The sequence below is a fragment of the Saccharothrix saharensis genome, from assembly GCF_006716745.1.
GTDB lineage: Bacteria > Actinomycetota > Actinomycetes > Mycobacteriales > Pseudonocardiaceae > Actinosynnema > Actinosynnema saharense.
Genome location: NZ_VFPP01000001.1, coordinates 876124 through 898689, shown reverse-complemented (window position 1 = coordinate 898689; position 22566 = coordinate 876124). Strand labels below are relative to the sequence as shown.

The window sequence follows — 22566 nt, the reverse complement described above, 5'->3', positions numbered from 1 at the left end:
GCGCACGCATACCACCTCGGCGAGCCGGCGCCGAGGAACCGTCGGTGGCGCGTGTCGTCGCGTACGTCGAGGTCCAGCCGGGCGGTCAGTGGTGCTCGTAGGCGAAGTTCGTCCCGGTCACGGCACGTTCCGCGGTGATCACCGTGTCGCCGACGAGCAGCGCGCGGTCGTCCACCAGGGGGGTGCCGTCCTCGCTCCGGCTGAGCCGGATGCTCAGCAGGGCCGGTGAACCCGGTTCGCGCTTGAGCGCACGAGCCTGCGCCGCGGACAGCGCCACGGCCCGGATCGTCTCGCTCGCCTCGCGCACCGGCTGTCCCATGTCCTGCAGCAGCAGGTACAGCGACCGGCGGCGCAGGTCGTCCGGGTCGATCCGCGCCCCGATGGCCTCCGGCAGGTACGACGTCTGCAGCAGCAGCGGAACCGACCGGGTGCTGCGCAGCCGCTTGACCGCCAGCGCCCGGCCGTCCGCGCCGACACCCAACCGGGCGCTCACGTCCTCCGGCGGCACGACGACCTGAGCGTCCAGCACCTCGGTCTCCAGCTCGATACCCTGCTCGATCAGGTCCTGCGACAGGCTCCGCAACCCGGTGAGGTCGTAGGCGAACGCGGGCTGCCGCACGAACGTGCCGACACCGTGCCGGGTCTCCAGCAGCCCGTCGGCCTCCAGCGCCTGGATCGCCTGCCGGACGGTCATCAACGAGACGGCGAACTCGTCGGCCAGCTCGCGCTGCGCGGGCAGCGGCGTGTCCGCCGGGTAGCGGCCGGTGGTGATCCGGTCGGCGAGCACCCGGTAGATCGCCAGGTACTTGGGCACCCGCGACTCGTACTCGCGGCCCGTGCGCCGCCCGTCGTTCACCGGTGGACCCTCCGACCGTCAGCCCCCGACCGGGGAGTGCTGCACGGAGGATAGCGCCCGGCGGAACGTGGCCACCTCCTCCACGACCTGGGCGACGGGCGCGCCGTCGACCAGCATCCGCATCAGCACCGAAGCGATCACGATGCCGTCCGCGTCCGCGCACGCCTCCACCGCGTGCTGCACCGTGGAGATGCCGAAACCGGTCACCACGGGCAGCTCGGTCATGCCCTTCACCCGCCGCGCGGTCTCACGGGCCGTCTGGGCGAGGTCGGCCCGTTCACCGGTGATCTGCATGGAGCTCATGCAGTACACGAACCCGGACGACGCCCGCGCGATTTCACGGCACCGGTCGTCACCGCACGCGGGCGCGACCAGCAGCACCGCGTCCACCCCGGCCTCCGCCGCACGGGCCCGGTACTCCGCCGACTCCTCCAACGGCAGGTCCGGCACGATCACACCCCGCACACCCACCGCCGCGAGGTGGTCGACGAACCCGCCGACGCCGCGTTCCGGCGCCAACGTCATAGCCACGTTCGCGTACGTCATGACGACCAGCGGCACGTCCAGGTCGAGCCCGGCCAGTTCGTCCAGCAGCGGTCCCGGCCGACCGCCCCGACCGGCGGACAGCGCGGAGGCCCGCTGCACCGTCGGCCCGTCCAGCATCGGGTCGGAGAACGGCAGGCCGATCTCCACCGCGTCCGCCCCGGCCTCCACCACGCCCCGGACCAGGTCGAGCCAGTCCGGCACGACCCCCGCCATCACGTACGGGATCAACAGCCGACGCCCGTCGGCCCGCAAGCCCAGTCCCACGCTCATCCCAGGTGCTCCCTGATCTGCTGGATGTCCTTGTCACCGCGGCCGGACAACGTGACCAGCACCGTCGACCCGGCCGCCAGCTCACCGGTCGCGGCGGCGTCCACCACCCACGCCAGGGCGTGCGCCGACTCGAGCGCCGGCAGGATGCCCTCGGTGCGGGTGAGGAGCTTCAACGCCCGCAACGCCTGCTCGTCGGTCACGCTCGTGTACCGCACGCGCCCGGTCTCGGCGAGGTGCACGTGCTCCGGTCCGACACCCGGGTAGTCGAGCCCGGCCGAGATCGAGTGTGCTTCGAGCACCTGGCTGTCCTCGTCCTGCAGGAAGTGGGACATGAACCCGTGCAGGACGCCGAGCTTGCCCTTGTCGACCGCCGCGCCGCCGGCCGCCTCCACGCCGACCAGCCGGGCCGGAGTGTCCACGAACCCCGCGAACGTCCCCGCCGCGTTCGACCCGCCGCCCACGCAGGCCACCACCACGTCCGGCACCTCCGCGCACTGGGCGCGGGCCTCGTCACCGATGACCCGTTGGAACTCCCGCACCATCCACGGGTACGGGTGCGGGCCCATCGTGGAGCCGATGCAGTAGTGCGCGTGCTCCGTCTCGTTCACCCACGCGCGCAGCGCGCCGTTGGTGGCCTCCTTCAACGTGCCGACACCGTTCGCCGACGTCACCGGCACCACTTCCGCGCCCAGCAGCTCCATCCGGAAGACGTTCACCGCCTGCCGCCGCACGTCGGTGTGTCCCATGTAGACGGTGCAGGCCAGGCCGAGCAGCGCGGCCGCGGTCGCCGTCGCCACGCCGTGCTGGCCGGCCCCGGTCTCCGCGATCAGCTTGCGCTTGCCCATGCGCCGGGCCAGCAGCGCCTGGCCCAGCACATTGTTGATCTTGTGCGACCCGGTGTGCGCGAGGTCCTCCCGCTTCAACAACACCCGCACGCCCAACCGCTCCGACAACCGCACGCACTCCGTCAACGGCGTGGGCCGCCCCACGTAGGTCGCCAGCAGCCGCCGGTACTCCGCCGTGAACGCGGTATCGGCCCACGCCTCGCGGAACGCCACCTCCACCGCCTCGGCCGCCGGTACCAGCGCCTCGGGCAGGTAGCGCCCGCCGAACCTCCCGAACCGACCGGCCGCGTCGGGTGCGCGCATCACGCCGGTGACCTCGTCAGTGAACACATCTAGAACTCTAGAACTCCGCGTGTCGGACGTCAAACGGCTTGCAGACGACAACAAGTGGCCAGGGGCGCCGGGAGCCGCTTGCCCGGAATACCGGTGCCCGGGGAGTCGACGTCGGCCTCGCCGTCGATTGACGACGACCTGCACGACCGACCGCGGCTGTCCATGGGAACGCGGCACGTGCCGGCCCCGCGATCGAGCCGAGCACTCCCGTCCGCGTGGGTGGGGTGAGCCGGATCCGGTCCGCTCCGGCACTGCCGTCGCGCACGATAAGTCCACTGTGGACTTCGGGGAGCGCTCGTCCGGACGTCGGGCGCGATGGTGGTAAGAAGGTTCGGCTACTCGTGCCGGCAGAGGGAGATGGAGGCACCATGGCGGACGCCTTGACGACCTGGTTCACCGAGAGCCCGTTCTCACGGGACCTCGGCGTCGTTCGTCGAGCGGACGGGCGGGTCGCGATCAGCTCGAACCGCGCCCAGGTGGCGGGCGACGTGCTGCACGGCGGCGCCGTCGCGGCACTGGCGGCGCTCGCGGCCCAGGGCACGGACCCGGAGGTCCGGTCGACGAACACCTCGCTCCAGATCGACTACGTCCGAGCCGCGCGCGGCGACGGCTTCAGCGCGACCGCGTCGACCGTGCGCCGCGTCCGGGAGTTGGGTTTCCACCGCACGACCGTGCACGACGCGGACGGGCAGGTGGTCGCCGTAGCCGGCGGCACCCTCTCCGCCGAGCGCGCGGGTCGCGGCAACGCGTCCCCCGCCACGCCCCTGGCCCCCGATCCCGGCGACTTCTCCCGTGCGCTGGGCACGATGCCGTTCCTGCTGGACCGCGGCCTGCGGGTAGGGGGAGTGGGCCGCGGCGAGTTCGAGGTGACCATGCCGCCTGCCGAGCGGAACCTGGACGCGAACGGCCGCATCCACGTGGGCGCGGTGCTGACCCTGATCGACGTGGCCGGCACGAGCGTGCCGTGGACGCTGGCCCGTCCGTCGGGCACCGGGGCCACCGTCTCCCTCCAAGCGCGGTTCCTCGGAGAGGTGCCGGCCGGTGGCCTCACGGCTCGCGCCCGCGTTCGCGCCCACGACGACCGGGTGCACTGGAGCGATATCGAGGTGTTCGCCGCCGAAGAGCGTGAACTGTGCGCGCTCGGCTCGGTGGTCTACCGCTTCGCCTGAGCCTGTCCGGCCGGTCAAAACAATTGCTCGGCCGTTGACATGTCCGAACGGCCGTCGATACCATTACCTGTATAGGTAGTGGTGTGGCAGCGATGTCTTTGATCGGGGGGCGAATGTGCGTGTAGAGGTGGGTTCACATAAGGTCTGATCGTGCGCGCGGTAAGGTGTGCGCACGGAGATGTGCTGCTGTTTGCGCTGGTCACACGCGTGTTCTTATGAGTGGTGCGGGAGTGTGGGCCTGCGCTGGATAAACGATGAAATCGTTGTGTTTGATTGTTTTCGCGCATCGCGCAAAACCGCTTGCCGATATCCTTCGGGCTGCGGTCGACGGTGACTGAGCGGATGGCGGCGGCCCTCTGGGACGGTGTTCGGGGTCATGCTGTCCGATTGTCCGTGAAACGCACGCGAGTGAGGAGACCGTGGTCGTGTACGAAACTTTGAAGAACATTCTCGTCGAGACTTTGAAGATCGCGCCGGAGCAGGTCACTCCGGAGGCGACCAAGGACGACCTGGAACTCGACTCGCTGGCCGTGGTCGAGTTGTCCATGGTCCTGGGCAAGGAGCACGGCCTGCACATCAGCGACGAGGAGCTGCAGGACGTGGAGACGGTGGGCGACATCGTGGCGCTCATGGAGGAGCGGCGCGGGGCCGGCCGGTGAGCGGGCTCGACATCGCCGTCACCGGGCTGGGCCTGGTGACGCCGGGCGGGGTGGGCGTCGAGGCGAGCTGGGCCGCGGTGCGTGCGGGCCGCTCGACCGCGGCCCACGACCCGGCGCTCGCCGCGAACGAGGTGTCGATCTCCTGCCGCGTCCCGGACTTCGACGCCGACGCGCTTCTCGGCGCCCGTCGGGCGGTGCGGCTCGACCGGTTCGCGCAGCTCGCGCTCGTCGCGGCCCGCGAGGCGGTCGCGGACGCGGGCTTCGGTGCCGACGCCTGGGACCCGATGCGGGTGGGCGTGGTGATCGGCACCGCGTCCGGCGGTGGCGAGACCTTCGAGCGGCAGCACGGTGTGCTGGTCCGCGAGGGCGCCGCGGGCGTGTCGCCGCTGCTGCTGCCGATGCACCTGCCGAACATGGTGGCGGGGCAGGTCGCGATGGACCTCGGCGTGCTGGGTCCGAATCTGGTGGTGTCGACCGCCTGCGCGTCCGGCGCCACCGCCATCGGCACGGCGTGCGACCTGCTCACCGCGGGGCGGTGCGACGTGGTGCTGGCGGGCGGTGCCGAGGCGCTGCTCAACCCGCTGACCATGGCGGGATTCGCCCGCATGGGAGCGTTGTCCACCACGGAGGACCCGGCCGCGGCGTCGCGCCCGTTCGACGCCGGGCGGGACGGGTTCGTCGCCGGTGAAGGCGCGGCCGTGCTGGTGCTGCAACGCGCCCGGGACGCGCGGGCCGAGGGCAGGCGCGTGCGGGCGCGGATCGTCGGCTACGGGGCGAGCGCCGACGCGCACCACATCACGAACCCGCATCCGCGGGGACGCGGTGTGCGGACGGCGTTGCTCGGGGCGTTGGTCGACGCGGACGCCGCACCCGGCGACGTCGACCACGTCAACGCGCACGGCACGTCGACGCCCCTGAACGACCTGGTGGAAGGGCGGTTGCTGGCCGAGCTGCTGCCCGGCAAACCGCTGGTCACCTCGACCAAGGGCGTGACCGGGCACCTGCTGGGCGCTGCGGGCGCGGCCGAGGCGGCCTTCTCGGTGCTCTCGGTCGAGCACGGCCTCGTTCCGCCGACCGCGAACCTCGACACGCTCGACCCGCGGTTGGAGATCGACGTGGCGACCGCGGAGGTCCCGCGCGCGCTCGACCTCGTGCTGAGCAACTCGTTCGGATTCGGTGGGCAGAACGCGGTGCTCGCCATCGCGAAGCCGTGAGCGGCTCGTGCTGAAGGGGGACGACAGGATGATCACGACATGGTCGACCGCACCGCGCGGGGAGACGGCCCGATGACCGGAGCGGTGGTGCTCGGCGTGGGCGGCAGCCTGCCGGGCCGGGTGGTCACCAACGACGACCTGGCCACCCGGCTCGACACGTCGGACGAGTGGATCCGGTCGCGCACCGGCATCGGTGCCCGGCGGTGGGTCGAGCCTGGCACGGCCACGTCGGACCTCGCGGTCGACGCCGGCGCACGGGCCCTGCGCTCGGCGGGTGTGTCCACTGTGGACGCGGTGATCGTGGCCACCACGACACCCGACCGGCTGTGCCCCGCGGTGGCCCCCGAGGTGGCGGCCAGGCTGGGCCTGGTGGGCACGCCGGCCCACGACGTGGCCGCGGTGTGCACCGGGTTCCTCTACGGCTTGGCCAACGGCGTGGGCCTGATCGCCAGCGGCGCGGCGCGCACCGTGCTGCTGATCGCGGCGGAGACCTTCTCCACCATCCTCGACCCGCAGGACCGGGGCACGGCCGTGATCTTCGGCGACGGTGCGGGGGCGGTGGTGCTCGGCGCGGCCGGACCAGGAGCGCCGGGCGCGGTGGGCCCGTGCGTGCTCGGCAGCGACGGCATCGGCGCCGACCTGATCCAGATCCCGGCCGGCGGGTCGCGGCAGCGGTCCTCCGGCCTGGCCGCCGCCCCTGGCGAGCACTACTTCAAGATGCGCGGCAAGGAGGTCTTCCGGCAGGCCGTCGAGCGCATGGCGGAGGTTTCCCTCGACGCGCTGGCCCGTGCGGGGCTGACCGTCGGCGACATCGACCACCTCGCGCCGCACCAGGCCAACATGCGCATCTGCGCGGCGGTGGCGCACCGCCTGGGGGTGCCCGAGGACAGGGTGCTGGCCAACCTCGACGAGGTCGGCAACACCGCCGCCGCGTCGATCCCGGTGTTGCTGGCGCAGGCGGCGGCCGACGGCCGGGTGAAGGCGGGCGACCAGGTCTTGGCGGTGGCCTTCGGCGGCGGGTTGACCTGGGGTGCGGTCACCCTGGCGTGGCCGGACGCCGTCGCGAGCTTCGGCACGTTCGTGCCGGCGGGGAGCTGACCGGTGGCCGATCGTGCGCAGCGGGCCCGCGGCTTCCTGGACCGGCGCGGCCCGGCCGTCGAAGTGGTCGAGCGCACCGGGTCGACCACCGTCGCGAGGACGGTGGTCGACCCGGCCGACCCGGTGTTCGCCGGGCACTACCCGGGTTTCCCGATCCTCCCGGGCGTGTCGTTGGTCGAGTTCGCCCACCGCGCGGCTCACGCGACCCTCCCGGGTCCGGACGGGGCCGCCGCGCGGTGGGCCGCCGTCGAGCAGGCGAGGTTCCTGGCTCCCGTGCCGCCGGGCGCGGAGCTGACCGCGCGACTGGAGTGGCGACCCGGCGCCGACGCCTCGACCCTGCGCTGCGACGTGGCGATCGCCGGCCCGGAAGGCCCGGTCGCCCGCGTGAGGCTGCGGTACGAGGTCGGGCACGGGTCGACGGAGAGGACGACGACGTGAGCGCCGCCGATGTGATCCGGATCCTCCCGCACCGCCACCCGGTCCTGCTGGTGGACCGGGTGGTGGAGGTCGTGCCGGGGAAGTCGCTGACGGCGGTCAAGGCGGTCAGTGTCAACGAACCCTGCTACACCGACCTCGCGCCGGGTGACCCGGTCGACTACCCGTCGACCCTGCTGGTCGAGTCGTGGTGCCAGGCCGCCGTGCTGCTGGCGCGCTGGGGTGAGCCGGACCCGGCTGCCACGACGGGGGCCGTGGTCCTGTTCGGCGCCATCGCTGACGTCGGGTTCCACCACCCGGTCACGCCCGGCTGCGTCGTCCGGCACGAAGTGCGGCTGCTGTCGGCCGCGGGACCGACCACCGTGTTCGGCGGGCGGTCGGTGGTGGACGAGCAGGTGGTGATGACGGTCGGCCGGGTGGTGACGACCTCGCGCGCCGCCACCGAGCTGCGCGCCTGACCTCATCGGGGCGCGGCGGTCCGGCCCGACCACGGGCGCGCCGACTCCAGCCGCGCCGCCAAGGCGATCAGCGTGGCGTCCTCGCCGTGCCGGCCCGTGAGCATCACGCCGATCGGCAGGCCCTCGTCGTTCCAGCAGCCCGGCACGTTGACGCTCGGCAGGCCGCAGATGTTCGCCAGGGCCGTGTACGGCATGAACGCGGCCATCCGCCCGAACTCGGCCGCCGGATCGGCGTCGTCGCGCAACGAGCCGAGGATGCCGGGCGGTTCGGCCAGCGTCGGGCTCAGCACCACGTCGTAGTGGCCGTACAGCTCGCGCGCGAGGCGTCTGCCGGCCAGCCGGAACGCCCCGACCGCCCGCGCCAGCCGCACCCCGGTCACCCCGCCGGACAGCTCCCGCAGGTAGCGGGTGAACGGCATGGTCGCGTCCTCGTCCGCCACCGGCGGCAGCGCGGCGACGACCGCCAGCACCGCGCCGAACGCCTCCACCAGCGCGTAGTCCGCGGGAACCACCACCTCGTCGACGTGGTGGCCCAGCTGCTCCAGCAGCTCACCGGTCGTGCGGTGCGCGGCCACGCAGTCGGGGTGCGGTTCGACATCCGGCACCATCGGCGTGGCCATGGCGGCGATCCGCAGCCGACCGGGGTCGCGGCGGGCGTGGTCGAGCAACGAGCCCGCCCGCGGGCCGCCGGGTGCCGCGCCCGCCAGCACGTCGAGCAGCGCCGCGGCGTCCCCGACGGTGCGCGCGAGCGGTCCGTCGACGGACAGGCCGAACGGGTCCGGGCCGGTGCCGTCGTCCACCAGCCCGCGGCTGGGCTTGACACCGACCAGGCCGCACGCCGAGGCCGGGATGCGGATCGAGCCGCCCAGGTCGGTGCCGTGCGCGAGCGGCGCCAGGCCCGCCGCCACGGCGGCCGCCGACCCGCCGCTGGAGCCGCCCGGCGTGCGCCGGGGGTCCCACGGGTTGCGCGTCGGCGGCGCGATGGCGTTCTCGGTGTAGCAGGGCAGGGCGAACTCGCCCAGGTTCGTCTTGCCGAGCAGCGCCATGCCGGACCGGCGCAACCTCACCACCACGTCGTCGTCGTGCTCGGCCACGCGATCGGCGTGCGCGGCCGACCCGGAGGTGAAGCGCACGCCCGCCACCGCCACGTTGTCCTTGACCGCGATCGGCACGCCGTGCAGGGGGGACACGTCCTCGCCGTCGCGCAGGGCCACCAGCGCCGCGGCGGCCTCGGCCCGCGCCCGGTCGGCGGTGACGGCGAGGTAGGCGCCGACCTCACCGTCGAGCCGATCGATGCGGTCCAGGTGGTGCTCGACGAGCTCGAAGGGCGTGAGCTGTCCGTCGCGCACCGCCCGGGCCTGCTCCAGCGCGGTCAACTCGTGCGGTTGCGTCATGGTGCGTCCCCCTCCGGGGTCAGGTCGAGGTGGCCGCCGCCCGCCTGCGCGCCCGCACGAGCGCCAAGAGCCCGAGCAGGAGGTTGGCCGCGGCGACCGCGGTCGCGAAGCCGAAGCCGAAGCGGAAGCCGGCGGTCAGCGAGTCGGCGACGGGTCGTCCCGACTCCGCGAGGTCGGCGGTCCGCGTCGCCGCGACCGTCACCAGGGTGGCCACGCCGAGTGCCGCACCGGTCTGGCTGAACGTGTTGAGCAGGCCCGAAGCCACGCCGGAGTCGGCGGGCGGCGCGGCCGACACGCCCAGCGCGGTCAGCGAGACGAAGCAGCACGGCAGGCCGAAACCCATGATCGCCAGCCCGGGCAGCAGGTCGACCGGGAAGCTGCCGTCCACGGGCAGCCGCACCAGGAGCGCCGTGCCGACCATTACCAGGGCGCTGCCCACCACGTACGCACCCGGCGCGCCGACGCGCCCGATCAACCGCGGCAGCACGGCGACCACGGCCAGCGCGGGCAGCCCCATCGCCAGCATTCCCAGCCCGGCCTCGAACGCCGTGAAGCCCAGCACCCGCTGCTGGTAGACGCTGACCATGTAGAACACCGAGATCTGCCCGGCCCAGGTCAGCGACAACCCGACGCCGCCCACGAGCAGTCCGGCACGGCGGAAGAGCCGCGGCGGCATCAACGGGTCGCGGACCCGCGACTCGACCAGCGCCAAGACGGCGAACAGCAGCAGCGCACCCGCGATCGGGCCCAGCGTCGCGACCGAGGACCACCCGTGCTCGGTCGTACCGATCATGCCGTGGATCAGCAGCAGCAGCGCGGCGGTCGCGATGAGCGCGCCGCCGGCGTCGAAGGAGCGGCGGGGCGCCGCACTCCGGGCCGGGTCCGCGGGGATCAGGACCAGGGCCGCGACGAACGCGGCCAGCGCGATCGGCAGGTTGACGTAGAAGGCCCAGCTCCAGCTCAACGTCGCGACGACCAGGCCGCCGAAGACCACGCCGAACGTGCCGCCGAGCACCGCCAACCCGCCCCACGCCGACAGCGCCGTCCGCCGCTCCCGCGGGTCGGTGAAGGTCGTCACCACGATCGACAGCGCGGAGGGGGAGAGGACCGCGGCGCCCGCGCCCTGGAAGGCTCGCGCGACGATCAACGCGGTCGGCGAGTCGGCCAGGCCGCACGCCAGGGAGGACACCGCGAACACGGTGAGCCCGACGAGGAACACCCGCCGCCTGCCCAGCAGGTCGGCGCACCGGCCGCCGAACAGCAGCAGTCCCGCGAACGTCAGCAGGTAGACGTCCACGACCCACTGCTGGTCGCTGGTCGACGCGCCGAGGTCGGCGCCGATGGACGGCAGCGCCACGTTCACCACGGTCGAGTCGAGCAGGACCACGAACTGGGCGGCCGCGACCACGGCCAGGATCGCCCAGCGGCGTGGGTGGGCGGCTGATCCCGGCGGCGCGGTCGTGGCTGAGTTCTGCGGGTCGGTCACGGTTCCCCCTTCGGGTCGGCGCGCCGCCCGCCGACACCCCGGCGGAATAGGTGCGCGCGCACTTATCCGAGGGGGACCCTAGATGTGTGCGCGCGCACCGATCAACTCCTAGACTCCTCCGGGTGGACGACACTGCCGCCGACGACGCCTGGTGGGTGCTGACCCGCCTGCAGCACGACATCGCCACCGAGTTGGACGAGGTGCTGGTGCGCGCACACGGCCTGTCGCTGAGCTGGCTGGAGGTGCTGCGCGCCATCGCGACGGGGGCGAAGCCCAGCCGCGTCCTCGACATCTCCGCGGCGGTGGCGCTCAGCGCGTCGAGGGTGTGCCGGGTGCTGCACACGATGGAGGAACGCGGTCTGGTGATCCGGACCTCCTCGCCGTCGGACGCCAGGGCGACCGAGGTCCGGCTGACCGAGGAGGGGTTCGAGCTGCGCCGCCGGGCGCAGGAGGACTTCGCCTCGGCGCTGCAACGTGCCTTGACCAGCCGCCTGTCCGCCGACGACGTCCGGGCGCTGACCGGCGTCGGGCGCCGAGCCGCGACCGCCGCGCGGACGTGAACCCGTCGCCGTCCTCCGGGGGAGTGCGGGTGCCCGGCCGGGACCGCGACGGCGAGTGGGCCCGCCGCGGTCCCGGCCACCCCGAGCCGATCGAGCACCCCACCGAGCCCGCCCGCGCAGGCCGTTCCGCCCGATGACCGCACCCGACTCCTCCTCGCCGCCGGGCCCCACGCCCGCGCCCCGGTCACGAGGGCTGCCGGGCCAGTGCCTTGGCCAGCCGCCGCCGCGCCACCGCCATGCGCCACGCCTCGATCGGCCACCGGGCACGCGTCCGCCACGCCTCCGGCGGCAGCCTGACCGCGCGGTGCAGGTCGAACACCACCTCGTCGTTGACGCGTTCGCCGGCCATCAGCCGGGCCACCACGTGTGCGCTGAAGGCACCGAACATCAGTGCCGCGTACACCAGCTGCGGCACGCTGTAGTCCGGGTTGCGCAGGTTCGGGCTCACGTCGGCGAGCATTTCCGGTGGGATGCGGCGCATGGGGATCATGCGCAGGATCAGCTCCCACACGTTCAGCGTGTCCACGTCCGAACGCGTGATGCGCCCGCCGAACTCCGCGGTCACCTCCCGGTAGTCGTAGCACTGCAGGTACTGCACGCCGGCCATGTCCCACCCGGTGATCAGCGGCACCCGGCGGCGCAGCGCCCACTCGTGCAGCAGGAACTTCGCCTGCAGACCGGACGGCGTGGTCACGTCCACCCCGTCGACGATCGCCCCGCACGTCGCGGTCAGTTCGTCGACGTTGTCCCGCGTGACGCCCTCGGGGAACACCCGCACGCGGGCGTGCGGGTTGATCTCCAGGATCCGCTCGCCCGCCACCTCCGCCTTGTTCCGGTCCAGGTCGCGCACGGTCGCCGGTTGGCGGTTGAGGTTGTTCAGCTCGAACAGGCCGGGGTCCGCCAGCAGGAACCGCTGGGCGCCGAGCCGGGTGAGCGGCTGCACCGCCGCGCCGCCCACCGAGCCGCACCCGGCGACGAGCACCGTCCCGTGCCGCAGCGCCGCCTGCTGGGCCGGGCTGACCAGGCCCGCGTTGCGCCTGGTGAGCTCGGCGTAGAAGTCCTCGGGTGACAGGTCGCCGACCGTGGTGGTGGCGACCGCATCGGATGTCATCGGACTGCTCCCCCCTTCGCCGCCGCGGCCGCACGCCTGCGCTGCCACAGCTTGCTGATCAACGCTCGCACCGGCTCCTCGCCGGGGTGGTACGACAGGTGCTCCTCGATGGTTCGCACGTCGTCCGCATAGGACGGCGGGACGGCGCCGACGAACGGCTTGGCCAGGTTCTCCTGCGCGTAGATCGGCCAGTTCGGGTCGGTGCGCGGCAGGGACGGCGACGTGCCGTGCACCACCTCCAGATCGAGACCCATCAGCTCCAGGTGCCGCATCGCGACCCGCTCCTTGGCGTCGCCCACCACCAGCACCCGCCGATCCGGTCCCCCCAACCGCAGCAGGGTTCGACCGAACCCCAGCACCACGTGCCACGGCACCCTGGTCGCGGCCGGGCCGGGTGGCATGGCTTGGTCGCGCAGGAAGCGCTTGACCTCGAACACGTGGTGGACGGTCCAGCCGGGAGCGGCCCGCGCGGCGAGCAGGTCCACCCGGTGGGCGGCCTCCGTGGGGAACCGCTCGCGGTCCGCGGAGTCCAACGGCAGGGGCCGCACGTCCTTCGAACCGCTCAGCCCGACGTACCCGCGGACCTTGCCGGTGGCGGAGCACAGGGTCACGGTGTGCGTGTTCTCACCGCCGGCCCGCGAGCGCAGCTCCTCGTGGAACAGGGCCCGCCGGAACACGATCTCCGGGCTGATCCAGCCCAGCCGCACGTACTGGGCGAGCCGGAAACCCAGCAGGCAGCGCAGGTACCGGTCGGGTAGCTGCGACTCCCGCACCGAGAGGGTGACGAGCCCGTCTCCCGGGTCGAACACGTGGATCGGCTCGCCGTCCACCGAGTCGCGCAGCCTGCCGATCGTCATCCGGTCGTGGAGCTTGATGATGTCCTCGACGTAGCGCTCGGCGACGCGTGCGGTCACAGCTCATCCGCGCGGTAGAGGCAGTCGGTGATCGCCAGCGCCAGCACCTCCGGCGTGCCCTCGTAGATCCGGGCACCGTAGGCGTCGCGCAACATCTTCTCCACGCCGTGGTCACGCAGGTAGCCGCGGGCGCCGACGAGGCTCACGGCGGCGTCGGCCACCTCGATGGCGACCCGGTCGGCGAAGAACTTGGCCGCGGCGGGCTCGTACTCGGGCGCGGGCAGCTCGTTGTCGACCTTGTTGGCCGCGTACATGTACAGCAGTCGGGCGGCGTCGATCTTCGCGGCCATCTCGGCGAGCTTGGCCGCCGTGAACTGGTGCTCCCGCAGCGGTTTGCCGCCCTGGACGCGCTCGCCGCACCAGGCGCGCGCCTTCTCGAACGCGCCGCGGGCCACGCCGGTGGAGATGCCCGCGACCGAGGCGCGGGCCATGTTGCTCTGCGCCATGTTGATCGCCATGCCGCCCAGCTCGCCGCCCACCACGTTCTCCACCGGTACGACGACGTCGGTGAACGTCAGCTCGCTGCCCAAGCACGCCCGGTAGCCCATCTTGTCCGCCACCGGGCCGCGTTCCACCCCCGGCTGGTCCAGGTCCACGATGAACGATGTCAGCCCGGTCGCGCCGGGGTGGCCCTCCAGGTTGGCGAACACCGAGGCGAAGGCGGCGAACCTGGCGTTGGTGATGAACTTCTTGCGACCGTTGAGCACGTAGTGGTCGCCCTCGCGCCGCGCCGTCATCACGTCGCGCGCGTGCACCGCGTTGGCCGGGATGATCAGGTCGCAGCCGGCCTCCTCCTCGGTGACCGCGTTGCACGCCAGCACCGGCTCGTCACCCGCGAACCGCGGCAAGTACCGGGATTGCAGGTGCGGGTCGCCGGAGTACAGGATCGGCGTCTGACCGAGCATCGTGGCGCCGAAGACCAGGGCGACACCGGGGTCCGCCGCGGCCAGCTCCTCCATGGCCACGGAGATGCCGAGCATCCCCAGGCCCAGCCCGCCGAACTGCTGGGGGATCGCCACCCTGGCCAGCCCCAGCGAGTACCCCTCGCGGACCAGGTCCCAGTCGAAGTCGTCGGCGGCGGCCTGGTCGAGCTGCCGCGCGCGCGGCAGCACCACGTCCTGGGCGAAGGCGCGGACGGTGCTCTGGAACGCGCTGATCTCGTGGGGCAGGCGGTCGAAGTTCAGCTCGAAGTCCGGTGTGCGGGCGTGGGCCGTCGTGGTGCTCATGCTTTCCTCCCCAGTGGTGGCTTGCTCAGTGGCTGCCGGCGGCACGGGCGGGCTCGCCGGTGAGGCCGGCGTCGCGGGCGACGGCCGGGTAGTGCTCGAACACCGGCACGAGCGCGGGCATGACCTCCAGGACCTTCGACACCTTGCCGAGGATCTTCATCCGACCCGTGGTGACCAGGGCGGGGAAGGTGGTCAGCCCGAGCCAGAGCGCGTGGGCGTCGTCGCAGGACGACTTGACCACCAGCGTCGCGTGACCGGGCGCTTCGTCCCCGGTGAGCAGCTCGTCAGCGCTCACGAAGGCCCGGCAACCGGGATCGCGGTGCTCGAACAGCATGGTGATGCCCGCCTCGCGCAGGCCGCGGGTGAACCGGTCGTCCTGCCGCGCCGCGGCGAACAACGACCCGAACACCTCGGTCGCGGCTTCGGAGCTCGGGAAAACAGACATGGTCGTCCCCCAATTGGTGGTTGGCACGTGGTCGGTGCTCGGTCGAGCGGACGTCGCGACGGGTTCGTGGGCGTCGAAGCCGTATCCGCGCGGCGTGGCGCGTGCTCGACCGGGCGGCCGGGCGGCCCGGCTGCCCCCGGTGAAGCATCGCCGACCGCGTGCGCCGCCCGCATCACGAGAATCGGTGATGCGGGCGGCGTTTCACCCCGGACGTCGGCTCGGCACCCCGGGAGCAGCGGTTCCGCGCCGGCACCCGGTCGGCCCGACCGGTCCGCGAGTGGTGTCGAACGGCGGCTCATCACGTGCTTCACGGCACCCGGAGGTGGGGACATCACGTGAATGCGTGAGGTGTGGACGCGGCGGTAGACGACCGATAGCGGTGACTCCGCGCCGTTTCAACCGATCGGTTCGGCCCTTTCCACGAACGGACCGGGCACGCAAGACCGAATATGCGGCAGGTTCGGTCGGGTTTTACATTGTCCCTGGCAACGATTCTCGGATAGAGTGGTGAGTGGTCGCTCAGGGGGCGGTGCGTGCACTGATCAGGCGACCGTCGTGCCGTGATTTTCGATCTCGGAATGCATTCCTTCCGGGTGGGAATAGTGCGACTCCGCTACACCTGGGGGGTTCATGCTGTGTGTCGAAACGGTGAAGGCCGCGGACCTGTCTCTATTGGGCCGTGAGGAATCGACGGACCGGCTGCGGCGGGCACTGGCCGAACTGGGGACCGGCAGGGGCGGCTGCGTGGTGGTGGAGGGCTCCGCCGGGATCGGCAAGACCAAGTTCCTCGAGCACGTGGCCGATCAGGCACAGCGGCAGGGCGTCCGGGTGCAGCGGGGGCGTGCCACCGAACTGGACTCCTCGCTGCCGCTCGCCGCGCTGTGCGGCATGTTCCGCACCGCGGGGGCAACCGGGGTCGGGCCGCTGTTCCGGGTCCGGCGGGACAGAGAGCCGCACGACCTCGTGGAGGAAGTCGTCGCGCGGATCGCCGACTGGGCGGGCGGGCGGCCAGCGCTGGTCGCGGTGGACGACGCCCACTGGGTCGACGAGGTGACCGCGCACGTGCTGCGCGCCGTCATCCGGGACACCCGGTCGCGGCCGGTGCTGTGGGTGCTGACCCGGTGCCCGGTGGGCGGTGCGGTGCCCGCCAAGGCGATGCTCGACCTGATCGTGCGCGAGGGCGCCGAACTGCTCGTCCTGCCGCCGCTGTCGAGGGCCGTGGTCAGGCGGATGTGCGCCCAGCTGCTGCGGGCCGAGCCCGACGAGGCCGTGCTGATGATGGCCGAGCGCTGCGGCGGGAGCCCGTACCTGCTGGAGAAGCTGCTCACCGCGGCGCTGAAGGCCGAGGTCGTCCGGGTCGAGGGCGGTCGGGCGTTCATGGTGGAGTTCGCCCTGCCGGGCGACTTCGTGGACGCCGTCGAGCGGTACCTGGAACCGCTGTCGGAGCGGGCCCGGCGGATCCTCACCGTCGCCTCGGTGCTCAACCGCCCGTTCACCCTGCACGAGGTCGCCAAGCTCAGCGGTTGCGGGATACCGGGGTCGCTGCCGGTGGTCAAGGAGGTCATCGACGCCTCGGTGCTGGCCGGCGACGGCGCCCGGCTGGCGTTCCGGCACGAACTCGTCCGGGAGGCTCTCTACGAGGGGTTGCCGGCGGCGTTGCGCGCGGCCCTGCACCGCGAGGCGGCGGGGCTGGGACGCAGCGAAGGCGTGTCGCCGGTGGAGTCGATCGAGCACCTGATCCGCAGTGGTCAGGCCGAGGCCGAGGCCCTGGGCGTGCTGCTGCGCCAGGCGGTGGAGGAGACGGCCGACCACGACCCGGTCCCGCGCGACCGCGCGTTCGCACCGGGCCGCCCCGCCGAACCGGTGCGGGGCGCCGTGCCCGGCTCAGGTCGTGTGCCGGCCGCACGTGCCCCGGTCGAGGCGTCGCGACCGCAGCCGTCGAACGACGTGTCGGCGGAACTGCTCGCCACCAAGGCGCAGAACCTGGTGCGCCTGTACGAGTTCGCCGCCGGCGAGCAGCTCGCGCCCACCGCGGACGGCACGGGCGAGCGGATGACCAGGGCCGCGCAGCTGTGCACGCGTGCGGCGCTGGCCGACGTGGCTCGCGGCCGCGGCAGGCTCGACCTGTCCCTGGTCCTGGCCCGCGAGGCCGTGCAGCTCGCCGAGCGGATCGGACGGGAGAGCCTGGCGCACCACCCGCGGCTGCAGTTCTGCCGGACCGCGACCGCGCTGGACCTGTTCGACGAGGCCCGGGCCGTGGCCGAGCAGGGACGGCGGGTCGCGAGCGCGATCGGCGGCGCGTGGTCGCACCCGCAGTACCACCTGGTGCTGGCCGAGCTGCACTTGGCGGCCGGTCGGCTGGACGACGCGCGGTCGACGGCGGAGGCCGGGCTGGCGACCTCCGCCGACCGGAGGGCGCCCCAGGCGGTCATGCCGCTGCTGGCCCTGCTCGCGAGGTTGGCGCTGCGCTGCGACGCGCCGGAGACCGCGGCCGACCTCCTGCACGAGGCCGACCGGGTGGCCGCCCGACAGGGTGAGCACGGGTACGAACTGGCCTTCGCACGGGCCGAGTACTGGGCCGCGCTCGACCGGGCGGTGGACGGGTTCGAGGCGGTGGAGGCGATGTACCCGTCCCTGGTCGCCTGGCCGTTGCCGCTCGTGCAGGAGCCGCTGGTGGCGATGCGGCTGCTGGACCTGGCGAGGCGGGCGCGCCGGCCGGAGGAGGCGTGGTCGGTCGTGACCGCGGTCAAGGCCGTGGCGGCGCGCAATCCCCGGTCGCGGTCGCTGAACGGGGTCGCCGCGCACGTCGACGCCCTGCACCGGGGCGACACGGCGGCGTTGCGGCAGGCGGTCCACCTCCTCCGGGACACCCCGAGGCCGCTGGTGCTGGCGGCGGCGCTGGAGGACTTGGCGCTCGCGGAACGGGACGACGGCAGGCACGAACCGGCCGCGCGACTGCTGGCCGAGGCGGAGGAGCTGCACCGCCACGCCGCCTCGGCGCGCGACCGGGAACGGGTGGCGGCGCTGAGGCGCGGCTTGGCCGGCCCACCCGCCGGCGGGACAGCCGACACCACGGCGTGGGACAGCCTCACGCCGTCCGAGCTGAGGGTCGTCCGGTTCGTCGCTCAAGGCCTGACGAACCGGGAAGTGGCCCAACGACTCTCGGTGTCCCGGCACACCGTCGACAGCCACCTGCGGCACACCTTCACCAAATTGGGGGTGGGGAACAGGGTGGAGCTGACGCGCGCTTTCCTCGCTCGCGAAGGCGCGATCCCGAACGGTGCGGTGACGTCACACTAGTGCCGGCGGCCTTTCGACCGCTCACCACTGTCCTGGAACGGCCGTGCGGAATCGAATGTTCGATCTCGTGGATGACGGCGACGTAAAGGAAGAGGAGATTCCACCACTGCGTATTCCACCGCCGGTGAATCCCGATCTCCCGGGTTGGGCACGGTGTGGCCGGAGGCGGTGGGGCGGTCAGCCGGCGCGCAGGGCCAGGACGGTCGGCACCGCGGCTGGTTCGCCGCGGCGGCTGCGCCGCGGGCCCGGAGTCGGGGCCGCCGACGAGGCGGTCGTGGACGACCAGGCCGACGCCGGCGCCGATGTGAGCACGGCGAAGCCGTCGACGTCGCGGACGTCGCCGAACCGGTGCTCGGCCTCCAGCAGGACGCGCGCGAACCCGTGGACCACGCCGCCGATGCCGACCGGGGCGACCGGTCGTCCTGGGTCGTCCAGTGACACGACCGGTTCGGCGTCGCAGGGCCGCTGAGCCCGGCCGGACCGGGGGCCGCCCCGTCCGGCGTCCGTGGCGGCCGGGTTACCGCGCGGGCGTGGAGATCCGTCGGGGGGACCCGGCCGACCTGACCGCGATCGTGGCCATGCCGGAGGCGCGGTGGCGTGGCTGGACGCCTCCGGTCGCACGGGCAGTGGGGGAGTGAGCCGTTCTCCGACCAGCCCGGTCGGGTCGAGGGCATCGCGGAGAAGATCCGCGTGGGCACGGCGTGGATCGCCGAGGTCGACGGCGTGCCGGCGGGTGCATGACACTCGCGCACCGACCGCCCCGGTACGTCGAACCGGCCGCCGAGCCGGAGGCGTACGTGACGCTGCTCGTCACGGCGCGGTCGCACGCGGGGCTGGGCGTCGGCAGCGCTCTCCCGGCGCACGCCCGCGACGAGACCCGCCGGGCGGGCGTCGAGCCGCTCCGGGTCGACTGCTACGCCGGTTCGGGCGGCGCGCTGGTCGACTGCTACCGGCGCAACGCGTTCGAGCCGACCGAGCCGTTCACCGTCGGCTCGTGGCCGGGGCAGGTGTTGGCCCAACGGGTCCGCACTTCGCCGGAGTAGCCACCCGACGGGTGGACGGGCCGCCCCGTTCGGCCCTGCGTCACCCTCGCGGGAAACCGCCGTTCTGCGTTTTCCCGACCCGTTCCCACCCGTTCCGGCGCATTCGGCGACAATCCGCCTCACCCCATCAGGGCGTTGGCCCCCGGTTTCCGGCCTAGTACGGTTCGGTCTACCGAGGGTGGCCACCTCCGCTGTCAAGCAGTCCGCGGCACGTCCGCGGCATTCGATCCGGTGTGAGGTGGTCTCCGATGACGTTGGACGCGCTCGAACTGCTCAAACAAGGTTTGCCGGACAGTTCCGCGCCGCGCCGGCGGGTCGTCGTGGTCGGTGCCGGGATGGCCGGGCTGACCTCGGCGATGCTGCTGAAGGAAGCGGGCCACGAGGTGACGATCCTCGAGGGCCAGAACCGGCTGGGCGGGCGCATCCTGACCCACCGCGATTTCGCGGGCGACATGTACGGCGAGTTCGGCGCGATGCGGTTCCCGCAGCAGCACCCGCTGGTCTCGTGGCTGATCGAGGAGAAGTTCAAGCTCCCCACCAAACCCTTTCCCATGTACGACGAGGACACTTTCGTGTACTTGCAGGGAAAGGGCGTGCGGCGCCGCGACTTCACCGCCGACCAGTTCTCGTTCGACCTGCTGTCCGGTGAGGCGGACAAGGCGCCGCACGACCTGCTGCGGCACACCGTGCAGCCGTTGATCGACATCATGGAGCAGGAGGACGAGGCGAAGGCCTGGCACCGGCTGCTCACCGACTACGACCGGTACACGCTGCTCGGCTACCTCAAGGAACGCGGCCTGAGCGACGGCGCGCTGTCCATGCTCGGGCCGTTGTTCAACCTGGAAGGCCGCTACCACTTCTCGCTGGTCGAGTGGTTCTCCCACTTCTACGAGGACGTGTTCGGCCACCTCGTCTACATCGTGGACGGCGCGGACTCGCTGCCCCGGGCGTTCGAGCCGACCCTGATGGACGACATCCGGTTCGGCGCGCTCGTGCACGGCATCGACCAGGACGATTCCGGAGTGCGCGTGCACTACCGCGCCGGCCGCCGCACGCAGACGGTCGCGGCCGACGAGGTGATCGTGACCGTGCCGTTCGCGAGCCTGCGGCACATGGAGATCCAAGGGCTGGACCCGGACAAGTGGTACGCCATCCGCAACACCTACTACGGCCGGGCGCACAAGCTCTTCATGCAGTTCAGCGAGCGGTGGTGGGAGAGCGCGTACGGCATCACGCACGGCCTCACCGTGACCGACCTGGCGATCCGCAACATCGTCTACCCGCCCGCGGGCCAGGACACCCGGTTCGGCAAGGGCGTGATGATCGCGTCGTACTGCTGGGAGCAGGACAGCATGCCGTACACCCCGCTGGCCGGCGAGGAGAGCGTGATGCAGGCGCTGGAGGACCTGGTCAAGATCCACCCCGAGGCGCGTGACACGTTCGAGTTCGGCGTCTACAAGGACTGGGCGCTGGACTGGTTCGCGTGCGGCATCGGCCCGCTGTTCCGGGCGTTCGAGATGAGCGAGACGTTCTACGAGGACGTGATCCGACCGGTGAACCGGGTGTGGTTCGCCAACGACGCCTGCGACCGGCGGCACCGGCGGTGGGTGGAAGGTGCGCTCAAGGCGGCGGTGAAGAACGCCTACGCGATCCACGAGGGGCTGCGCGACGAGATGCCCTGGAAGGACTGAGCGTCAGCGCGGCGAGGCGGACGCCAGCGGCACCGGTGTCTCCTGACCGGCCCACGTGCCGGTCAGGACGGCGCCGGTGAGCTCGGCGCCCGGGTCGAGCCGACGCAGCACGGTCAACTCGGCGGTCTGCGTGACGATCAGCGTCCGCTCGCCCTCGGTCACGCGCTCGACCGCACTCGCGGCGGCGACCTCCGCGCCACCGTCCCCGGTCACCGCGATGCCCATGGTGAGCTCCCGCCGCTGGAGCCGGCCGTCGACCTGCCAGAACTCCTCGACCTGCCCCTGCCCGGTGAGGATCGCCTCGGCGAGCACCGCCGCGTACACCGGGTCGCCGACCGCGTCGTACACCCAGCGCTTGCCCAGCGTCGAGTGCTCGGAGGTGCCGATCAGCCACTGCTCGGCCCCGTCCAGCGGCGCGTCGCGGTAGGTCAGCGGCACCTGGTGCACCGGCCCGTCGCCGACCTGGACCAGCATCGTCTCGATCCCGACCGCGCCGGCCGGGTCGTCGAAGCGGTAGCCCGCCACCCGCCGCACCTCGCCGGTCGGGCCGGTGTGCCAGCCGCGGCCGGGCAGCCAGCCGGCCAGCAGCTCGGCCTTGGTCGGGGTCAGCGTGGCTTGGTGGATCAGGGCCATGCCGCCATGGTAAACGACCAAGATCAGCGCGTGACCTGCGCGGCGTCGTGCAGCGCGTGGGCGACGCGGTCCGGCGGCCAGCCCAGCTCGGCGGCGAGCTGGTCGGCGGCCTCGGGGGTGACGGCGCGGACGAGCGCGGCCAGCACGGTGACGACGTCGCCGCCGACCGAGGTCGGCCCGCCGGACATGTCGTCGCTGAGCCGAGCGAAGAACCGGCGCATGTGGTCCAGTCTGGCGCCGGCGGGCGTGGCCGGGTCGAGCACGTCGACGCCGCGCTGGGCCGTGTCGGCGAGCAGCGCGTTGGTCCGCGCGCTGGTCAGCCACGTCCGCAGCCACATGTCGTCGTCGATGGAGTACGTCTCCCGCCGTCGGGTACCGCGTTCGCGGCGCAGCAGTTCCAGCCCTTCGAGGTAGCCGACCGCCTTGGACACCGACGCCGGGCTCACCCGCAACCGGCCGGCCAGCTCGGCCGCGGTGAGCGCGCCGCTGTCGGTCGTGACGAGGCTCGCCAGCACCCGTGCGGCCATCCGCGGCAACCCCATCCCGACCATCGCCGCGGCGAACTCCTCCGCGAACGCGAGCACCGCGCGCGGGTCACGGCCCTCCGCGCCGACGACGACCGGCGGTTCGGGGTGCGTGGCGGACCTGCGCCGCCGGGCACGTCTGCGGGTCGCCTGGTGGGCGCGGTCGGCCCGGTAGTCGCGGGCCCCGCCGTTGCGGCCGACCTCGCGGGTGATGGTGGACGTCGGTCGGCCCAGCCGTCGCGCGATCTCGGCGTAGCCCAGCCCCCGGGCCAGGCCCGACGCGATGTCACGGCGGTCCTCGTCGGTCAGCCTGCCTCCCGGCACGTTCCCGCCCTCCCGTCGTCGGCGCGGTCCAG

23 protein-coding genes are annotated in these 22566 nt (G+C 72.8%); 11 read left to right on the top strand and 12 right to left on the bottom strand.

Annotated features, from left to right (window positions below):
- Positions 1-85 precede the first annotated feature (85 nt).
- The 3 genes from FHX81_RS03380 to trpB are packed head-to-tail and all read right to left on the bottom strand — an operon-like array spanning position 86 to position 2847.
- On the bottom strand, positions 86-856 hold the full coding sequence (locus FHX81_RS03380) for a GntR family transcriptional regulator (RefSeq protein WP_141975155.1): 771 nt from the start codon (positions 854-856) through the stop codon (positions 86-88).
- Positions 857-874: 18 nt separating this feature from the next.
- Positions 875-1672, bottom strand: a complete 798-nt coding sequence (gene trpA, locus FHX81_RS03375) for a tryptophan synthase subunit alpha (protein WP_141975154.1) — start codon at positions 1670-1672, stop codon at positions 875-877.
- Complete coding sequence (gene trpB / locus FHX81_RS03370) at positions 1669-2847, bottom strand: tryptophan synthase subunit beta (protein WP_425473799.1); 1179 nt, start codon at positions 2845-2847, stop codon at positions 1669-1671. The genes trpA and trpB overlap by 4 nt, the downstream gene beginning before the upstream one ends.
- A 371-nt stretch (positions 2848-3218) precedes the next feature.
- Here trpB and FHX81_RS03365 point away from each other — a divergent pair, with 371 nt between their 5' ends.
- From FHX81_RS03365 to FHX81_RS03340, 6 genes are all read left to right on the top strand, one after another.
- Positions 3219-4019, top strand: coding sequence for a PaaI family thioesterase (locus tag FHX81_RS03365; protein ID WP_141975153.1), 801 nt, complete (start codon positions 3219-3221; stop codon positions 4017-4019).
- Between the two features lie 425 nt (positions 4020-4444).
- Entirely contained in the window at positions 4445-4678 is a 234-nt protein-coding gene (locus FHX81_RS03360) for an acyl carrier protein (RefSeq protein ID WP_141975152.1), read from the top strand.
- Entirely contained in the window at positions 4675-5892 is a 1218-nt protein-coding gene (locus FHX81_RS03355; protein ID WP_141975151.1) for a beta-ketoacyl-[acyl-carrier-protein] synthase family protein, read from the top strand. The genes FHX81_RS03360 and FHX81_RS03355 overlap by 4 nt, the downstream gene beginning before the upstream one ends.
- 39 nt (positions 5893-5931) lie before the next feature.
- Complete coding sequence (locus tag FHX81_RS03350; RefSeq protein ID WP_246107605.1) at positions 5932-6990, top strand: beta-ketoacyl-ACP synthase III; 1059 nt, start codon at positions 5932-5934, stop codon at positions 6988-6990.
- 3 nt (positions 6991-6993) lie between these two features.
- Entirely contained in the window at positions 6994-7428 is a 435-nt protein-coding gene (locus FHX81_RS03345) for a 3-hydroxyacyl-ACP dehydratase FabZ family protein (RefSeq protein ID WP_211363361.1), read from the top strand.
- Positions 7425-7883 (top strand): 3-hydroxyacyl-ACP dehydratase FabZ family protein, encoded by a 459-nt coding sequence (locus tag FHX81_RS03340; RefSeq protein WP_141975150.1) that lies wholly within the window; start codon positions 7425-7427, stop codon positions 7881-7883. The genes FHX81_RS03345 and FHX81_RS03340 overlap by 4 nt, the downstream gene beginning before the upstream one ends.
- A gap of 2 nt (positions 7884-7885) precedes the next feature.
- On the opposite strand, the gene FHX81_RS03335 is transcribed toward FHX81_RS03340, so the two are convergent.
- Positions 7886-9277 carry an amidase gene (locus FHX81_RS03335; protein ID WP_141975149.1) on the bottom strand — a complete coding sequence of 464 codons (1392 nt, stop codon included), beginning with the start codon at positions 9275-9277 and terminating at the stop codon, positions 7886-7888.
- Positions 9278-9296: 19 nt separating this feature from the next.
- The gene (locus FHX81_RS03330; RefSeq protein ID WP_170231912.1) at positions 9297-10763 is read right to left on the bottom strand and encodes an MFS transporter; all 1467 of its coding nucleotides are present in this window, start codon (positions 10761-10763) and stop codon (positions 9297-9299) included.
- 122 nt (positions 10764-10885) lie between these two features.
- On the opposite strand from FHX81_RS03330, the gene FHX81_RS03325 reads away from it, so the two are divergent.
- Complete coding sequence (locus FHX81_RS03325) at positions 10886-11323, top strand: MarR family winged helix-turn-helix transcriptional regulator (RefSeq protein WP_170231911.1); 438 nt, start codon at positions 10886-10888, stop codon at positions 11321-11323.
- A gap of 184 nt (positions 11324-11507) precedes the next feature.
- Here FHX81_RS03325 and FHX81_RS03320 read toward each other — a convergent pair whose 3' ends face one another.
- From FHX81_RS03320 to FHX81_RS03305, 4 genes are read right to left on the bottom strand one after another with little or no spacing between them, the layout of a single operon-like run.
- On the bottom strand, positions 11508-12434 hold the full coding sequence (locus FHX81_RS03320) for a HesA/MoeB/ThiF family protein (RefSeq protein ID WP_141975146.1): 927 nt from the start codon (positions 12432-12434) through the stop codon (positions 11508-11510).
- Positions 12431-13348, bottom strand: coding sequence for a hypothetical protein (locus FHX81_RS03315; RefSeq protein WP_141975145.1), 918 nt, complete (start codon positions 13346-13348; stop codon positions 12431-12433). Before FHX81_RS03315 ends, FHX81_RS03320 begins: the two co-directional genes overlap by 4 nt.
- Entirely contained in the window at positions 13345-14574 is a 1230-nt protein-coding gene (locus FHX81_RS03310; protein ID WP_141975144.1) for an acyl-CoA dehydrogenase family protein, read from the bottom strand. Before FHX81_RS03310 ends, FHX81_RS03315 begins: the two co-directional genes overlap by 4 nt.
- A gap of 25 nt (positions 14575-14599) precedes the next feature.
- Positions 14600-15019 (bottom strand): hypothetical protein, encoded by a 420-nt coding sequence (locus tag FHX81_RS03305; RefSeq protein WP_141975143.1) that lies wholly within the window; start codon positions 15017-15019, stop codon positions 14600-14602.
- Positions 15020-15649: 630 nt separating this feature from the next.
- On the opposite strand from FHX81_RS03305, the gene FHX81_RS03300 reads away from it, so the two are divergent.
- Positions 15650-18319: an ATP-binding protein gene (locus FHX81_RS03300; protein ID WP_141975142.1), complete on the top strand. Its 2670-nt coding sequence runs from the start codon at positions 15650-15652 to the stop codon at positions 18317-18319.
- Positions 18320-18496: 177 nt separating this feature from the next.
- On the opposite strand, the gene FHX81_RS03295 is transcribed toward FHX81_RS03300, so the two are convergent.
- On the bottom strand, positions 18497-18760 hold the full coding sequence (locus FHX81_RS03295; RefSeq protein WP_141975141.1) for a hypothetical protein: 264 nt from the start codon (positions 18758-18760) through the stop codon (positions 18497-18499).
- Between the two features lie 156 nt (positions 18761-18916).
- Between FHX81_RS03295 and FHX81_RS41770 the strand changes: the two genes are divergently transcribed.
- The 3 genes from FHX81_RS41770 to FHX81_RS03285 all read left to right on the top strand — a co-directional run bounded on the left by FHX81_RS41770 (position 18917) and on the right by FHX81_RS03285 (position 21053).
- A complete protein-coding gene (locus FHX81_RS41770) occupies positions 18917-19060 on the top strand; it encodes a hypothetical protein (protein ID WP_246107604.1) in 144 nt (47 codons plus the stop codon).
- The gene (locus FHX81_RS41765) at positions 19057-19362 is read left to right on the top strand and encodes a GNAT family N-acetyltransferase (RefSeq protein ID WP_246107603.1); all 306 of its coding nucleotides are present in this window, start codon (positions 19057-19059) and stop codon (positions 19360-19362) included. The genes FHX81_RS41770 and FHX81_RS41765 overlap by 4 nt, the downstream gene beginning before the upstream one ends.
- Before the next feature lie 248 nt (positions 19363-19610).
- Positions 19611-21053, top strand: a complete 1443-nt coding sequence (locus tag FHX81_RS03285; RefSeq protein ID WP_141975140.1) for a flavin monoamine oxidase family protein — start codon at positions 19611-19613, stop codon at positions 21051-21053.
- 3 nt (positions 21054-21056) lie between these two features.
- On the opposite strand, the gene FHX81_RS03280 is transcribed toward FHX81_RS03285, so the two are convergent.
- Both FHX81_RS03280 and FHX81_RS03275 read right to left on the bottom strand, forming a co-directional pair.
- Entirely contained in the window at positions 21057-21686 is a 630-nt protein-coding gene (locus FHX81_RS03280; RefSeq protein WP_141975139.1) for a CG0192-related protein, read from the bottom strand.
- 23 nt (positions 21687-21709) lie between these two features.
- The gene (locus FHX81_RS03275) at positions 21710-22534 is read right to left on the bottom strand and encodes a helix-turn-helix domain-containing protein (protein ID WP_141975138.1); all 825 of its coding nucleotides are present in this window, start codon (positions 22532-22534) and stop codon (positions 21710-21712) included.
- Positions 22535-22566 lie beyond the last annotated feature (32 nt).

Bases quoted from the DNA above. Each gene is read 5' to 3' on its own strand.
- FHX81_RS03320 (WP_141975146.1), bottom strand. From the start codon at position 12,434: ATGACATCCGATGCGGTCGCCACCACCACGGTCGGCGACCTGTCACCC.
- FHX81_RS03350 (WP_246107605.1), top strand. From the start codon at position 5,932: ATGGTCGACCGCACCGCGCGGGGAGACGGCCCGATGACCGGAGCGGTG.
- FHX81_RS03280 (WP_141975139.1), bottom strand. From the start codon at position 21,686: ATGGCCCTGATCCACCAAGCCACGCTGACCCCGACCAAGGCCGAGCTG.
- FHX81_RS03335 (WP_141975149.1), bottom strand. From the start codon at position 9,277: ATGACGCAACCGCACGAGTTGACCGCGCTGGAGCAGGCCCGGGCGGTG.
- FHX81_RS03310 (WP_141975144.1), bottom strand. From the start codon at position 14,574: ATGAGCACCACGACGGCCCACGCCCGCACACCGGACTTCGAGCTGAAC.
- FHX81_RS03365 (WP_141975153.1), top strand. From the start codon at position 3,219: ATGGCGGACGCCTTGACGACCTGGTTCACCGAGAGCCCGTTCTCACGG.
- FHX81_RS03285 (WP_141975140.1), top strand. From the start codon at position 19,611: ATGACGTTGGACGCGCTCGAACTGCTCAAACAAGGTTTGCCGGACAGT.
- FHX81_RS03300 (WP_141975142.1), top strand. From the start codon at position 15,650: ATGCTGTGTGTCGAAACGGTGAAGGCCGCGGACCTGTCTCTATTGGGC.
- FHX81_RS03305 (WP_141975143.1), bottom strand. From the start codon at position 15,019: ATGTCTGTTTTCCCGAGCTCCGAAGCCGCGACCGAGGTGTTCGGGTCG.
- trpA (WP_141975154.1), bottom strand. From the start codon at position 1,672: ATGAGCGTGGGACTGGGCTTGCGGGCCGACGGGCGTCGGCTGTTGATC.
- FHX81_RS41765 (WP_246107603.1), top strand. From the start codon at position 19,057: ATGACACTCGCGCACCGACCGCCCCGGTACGTCGAACCGGCCGCCGAG.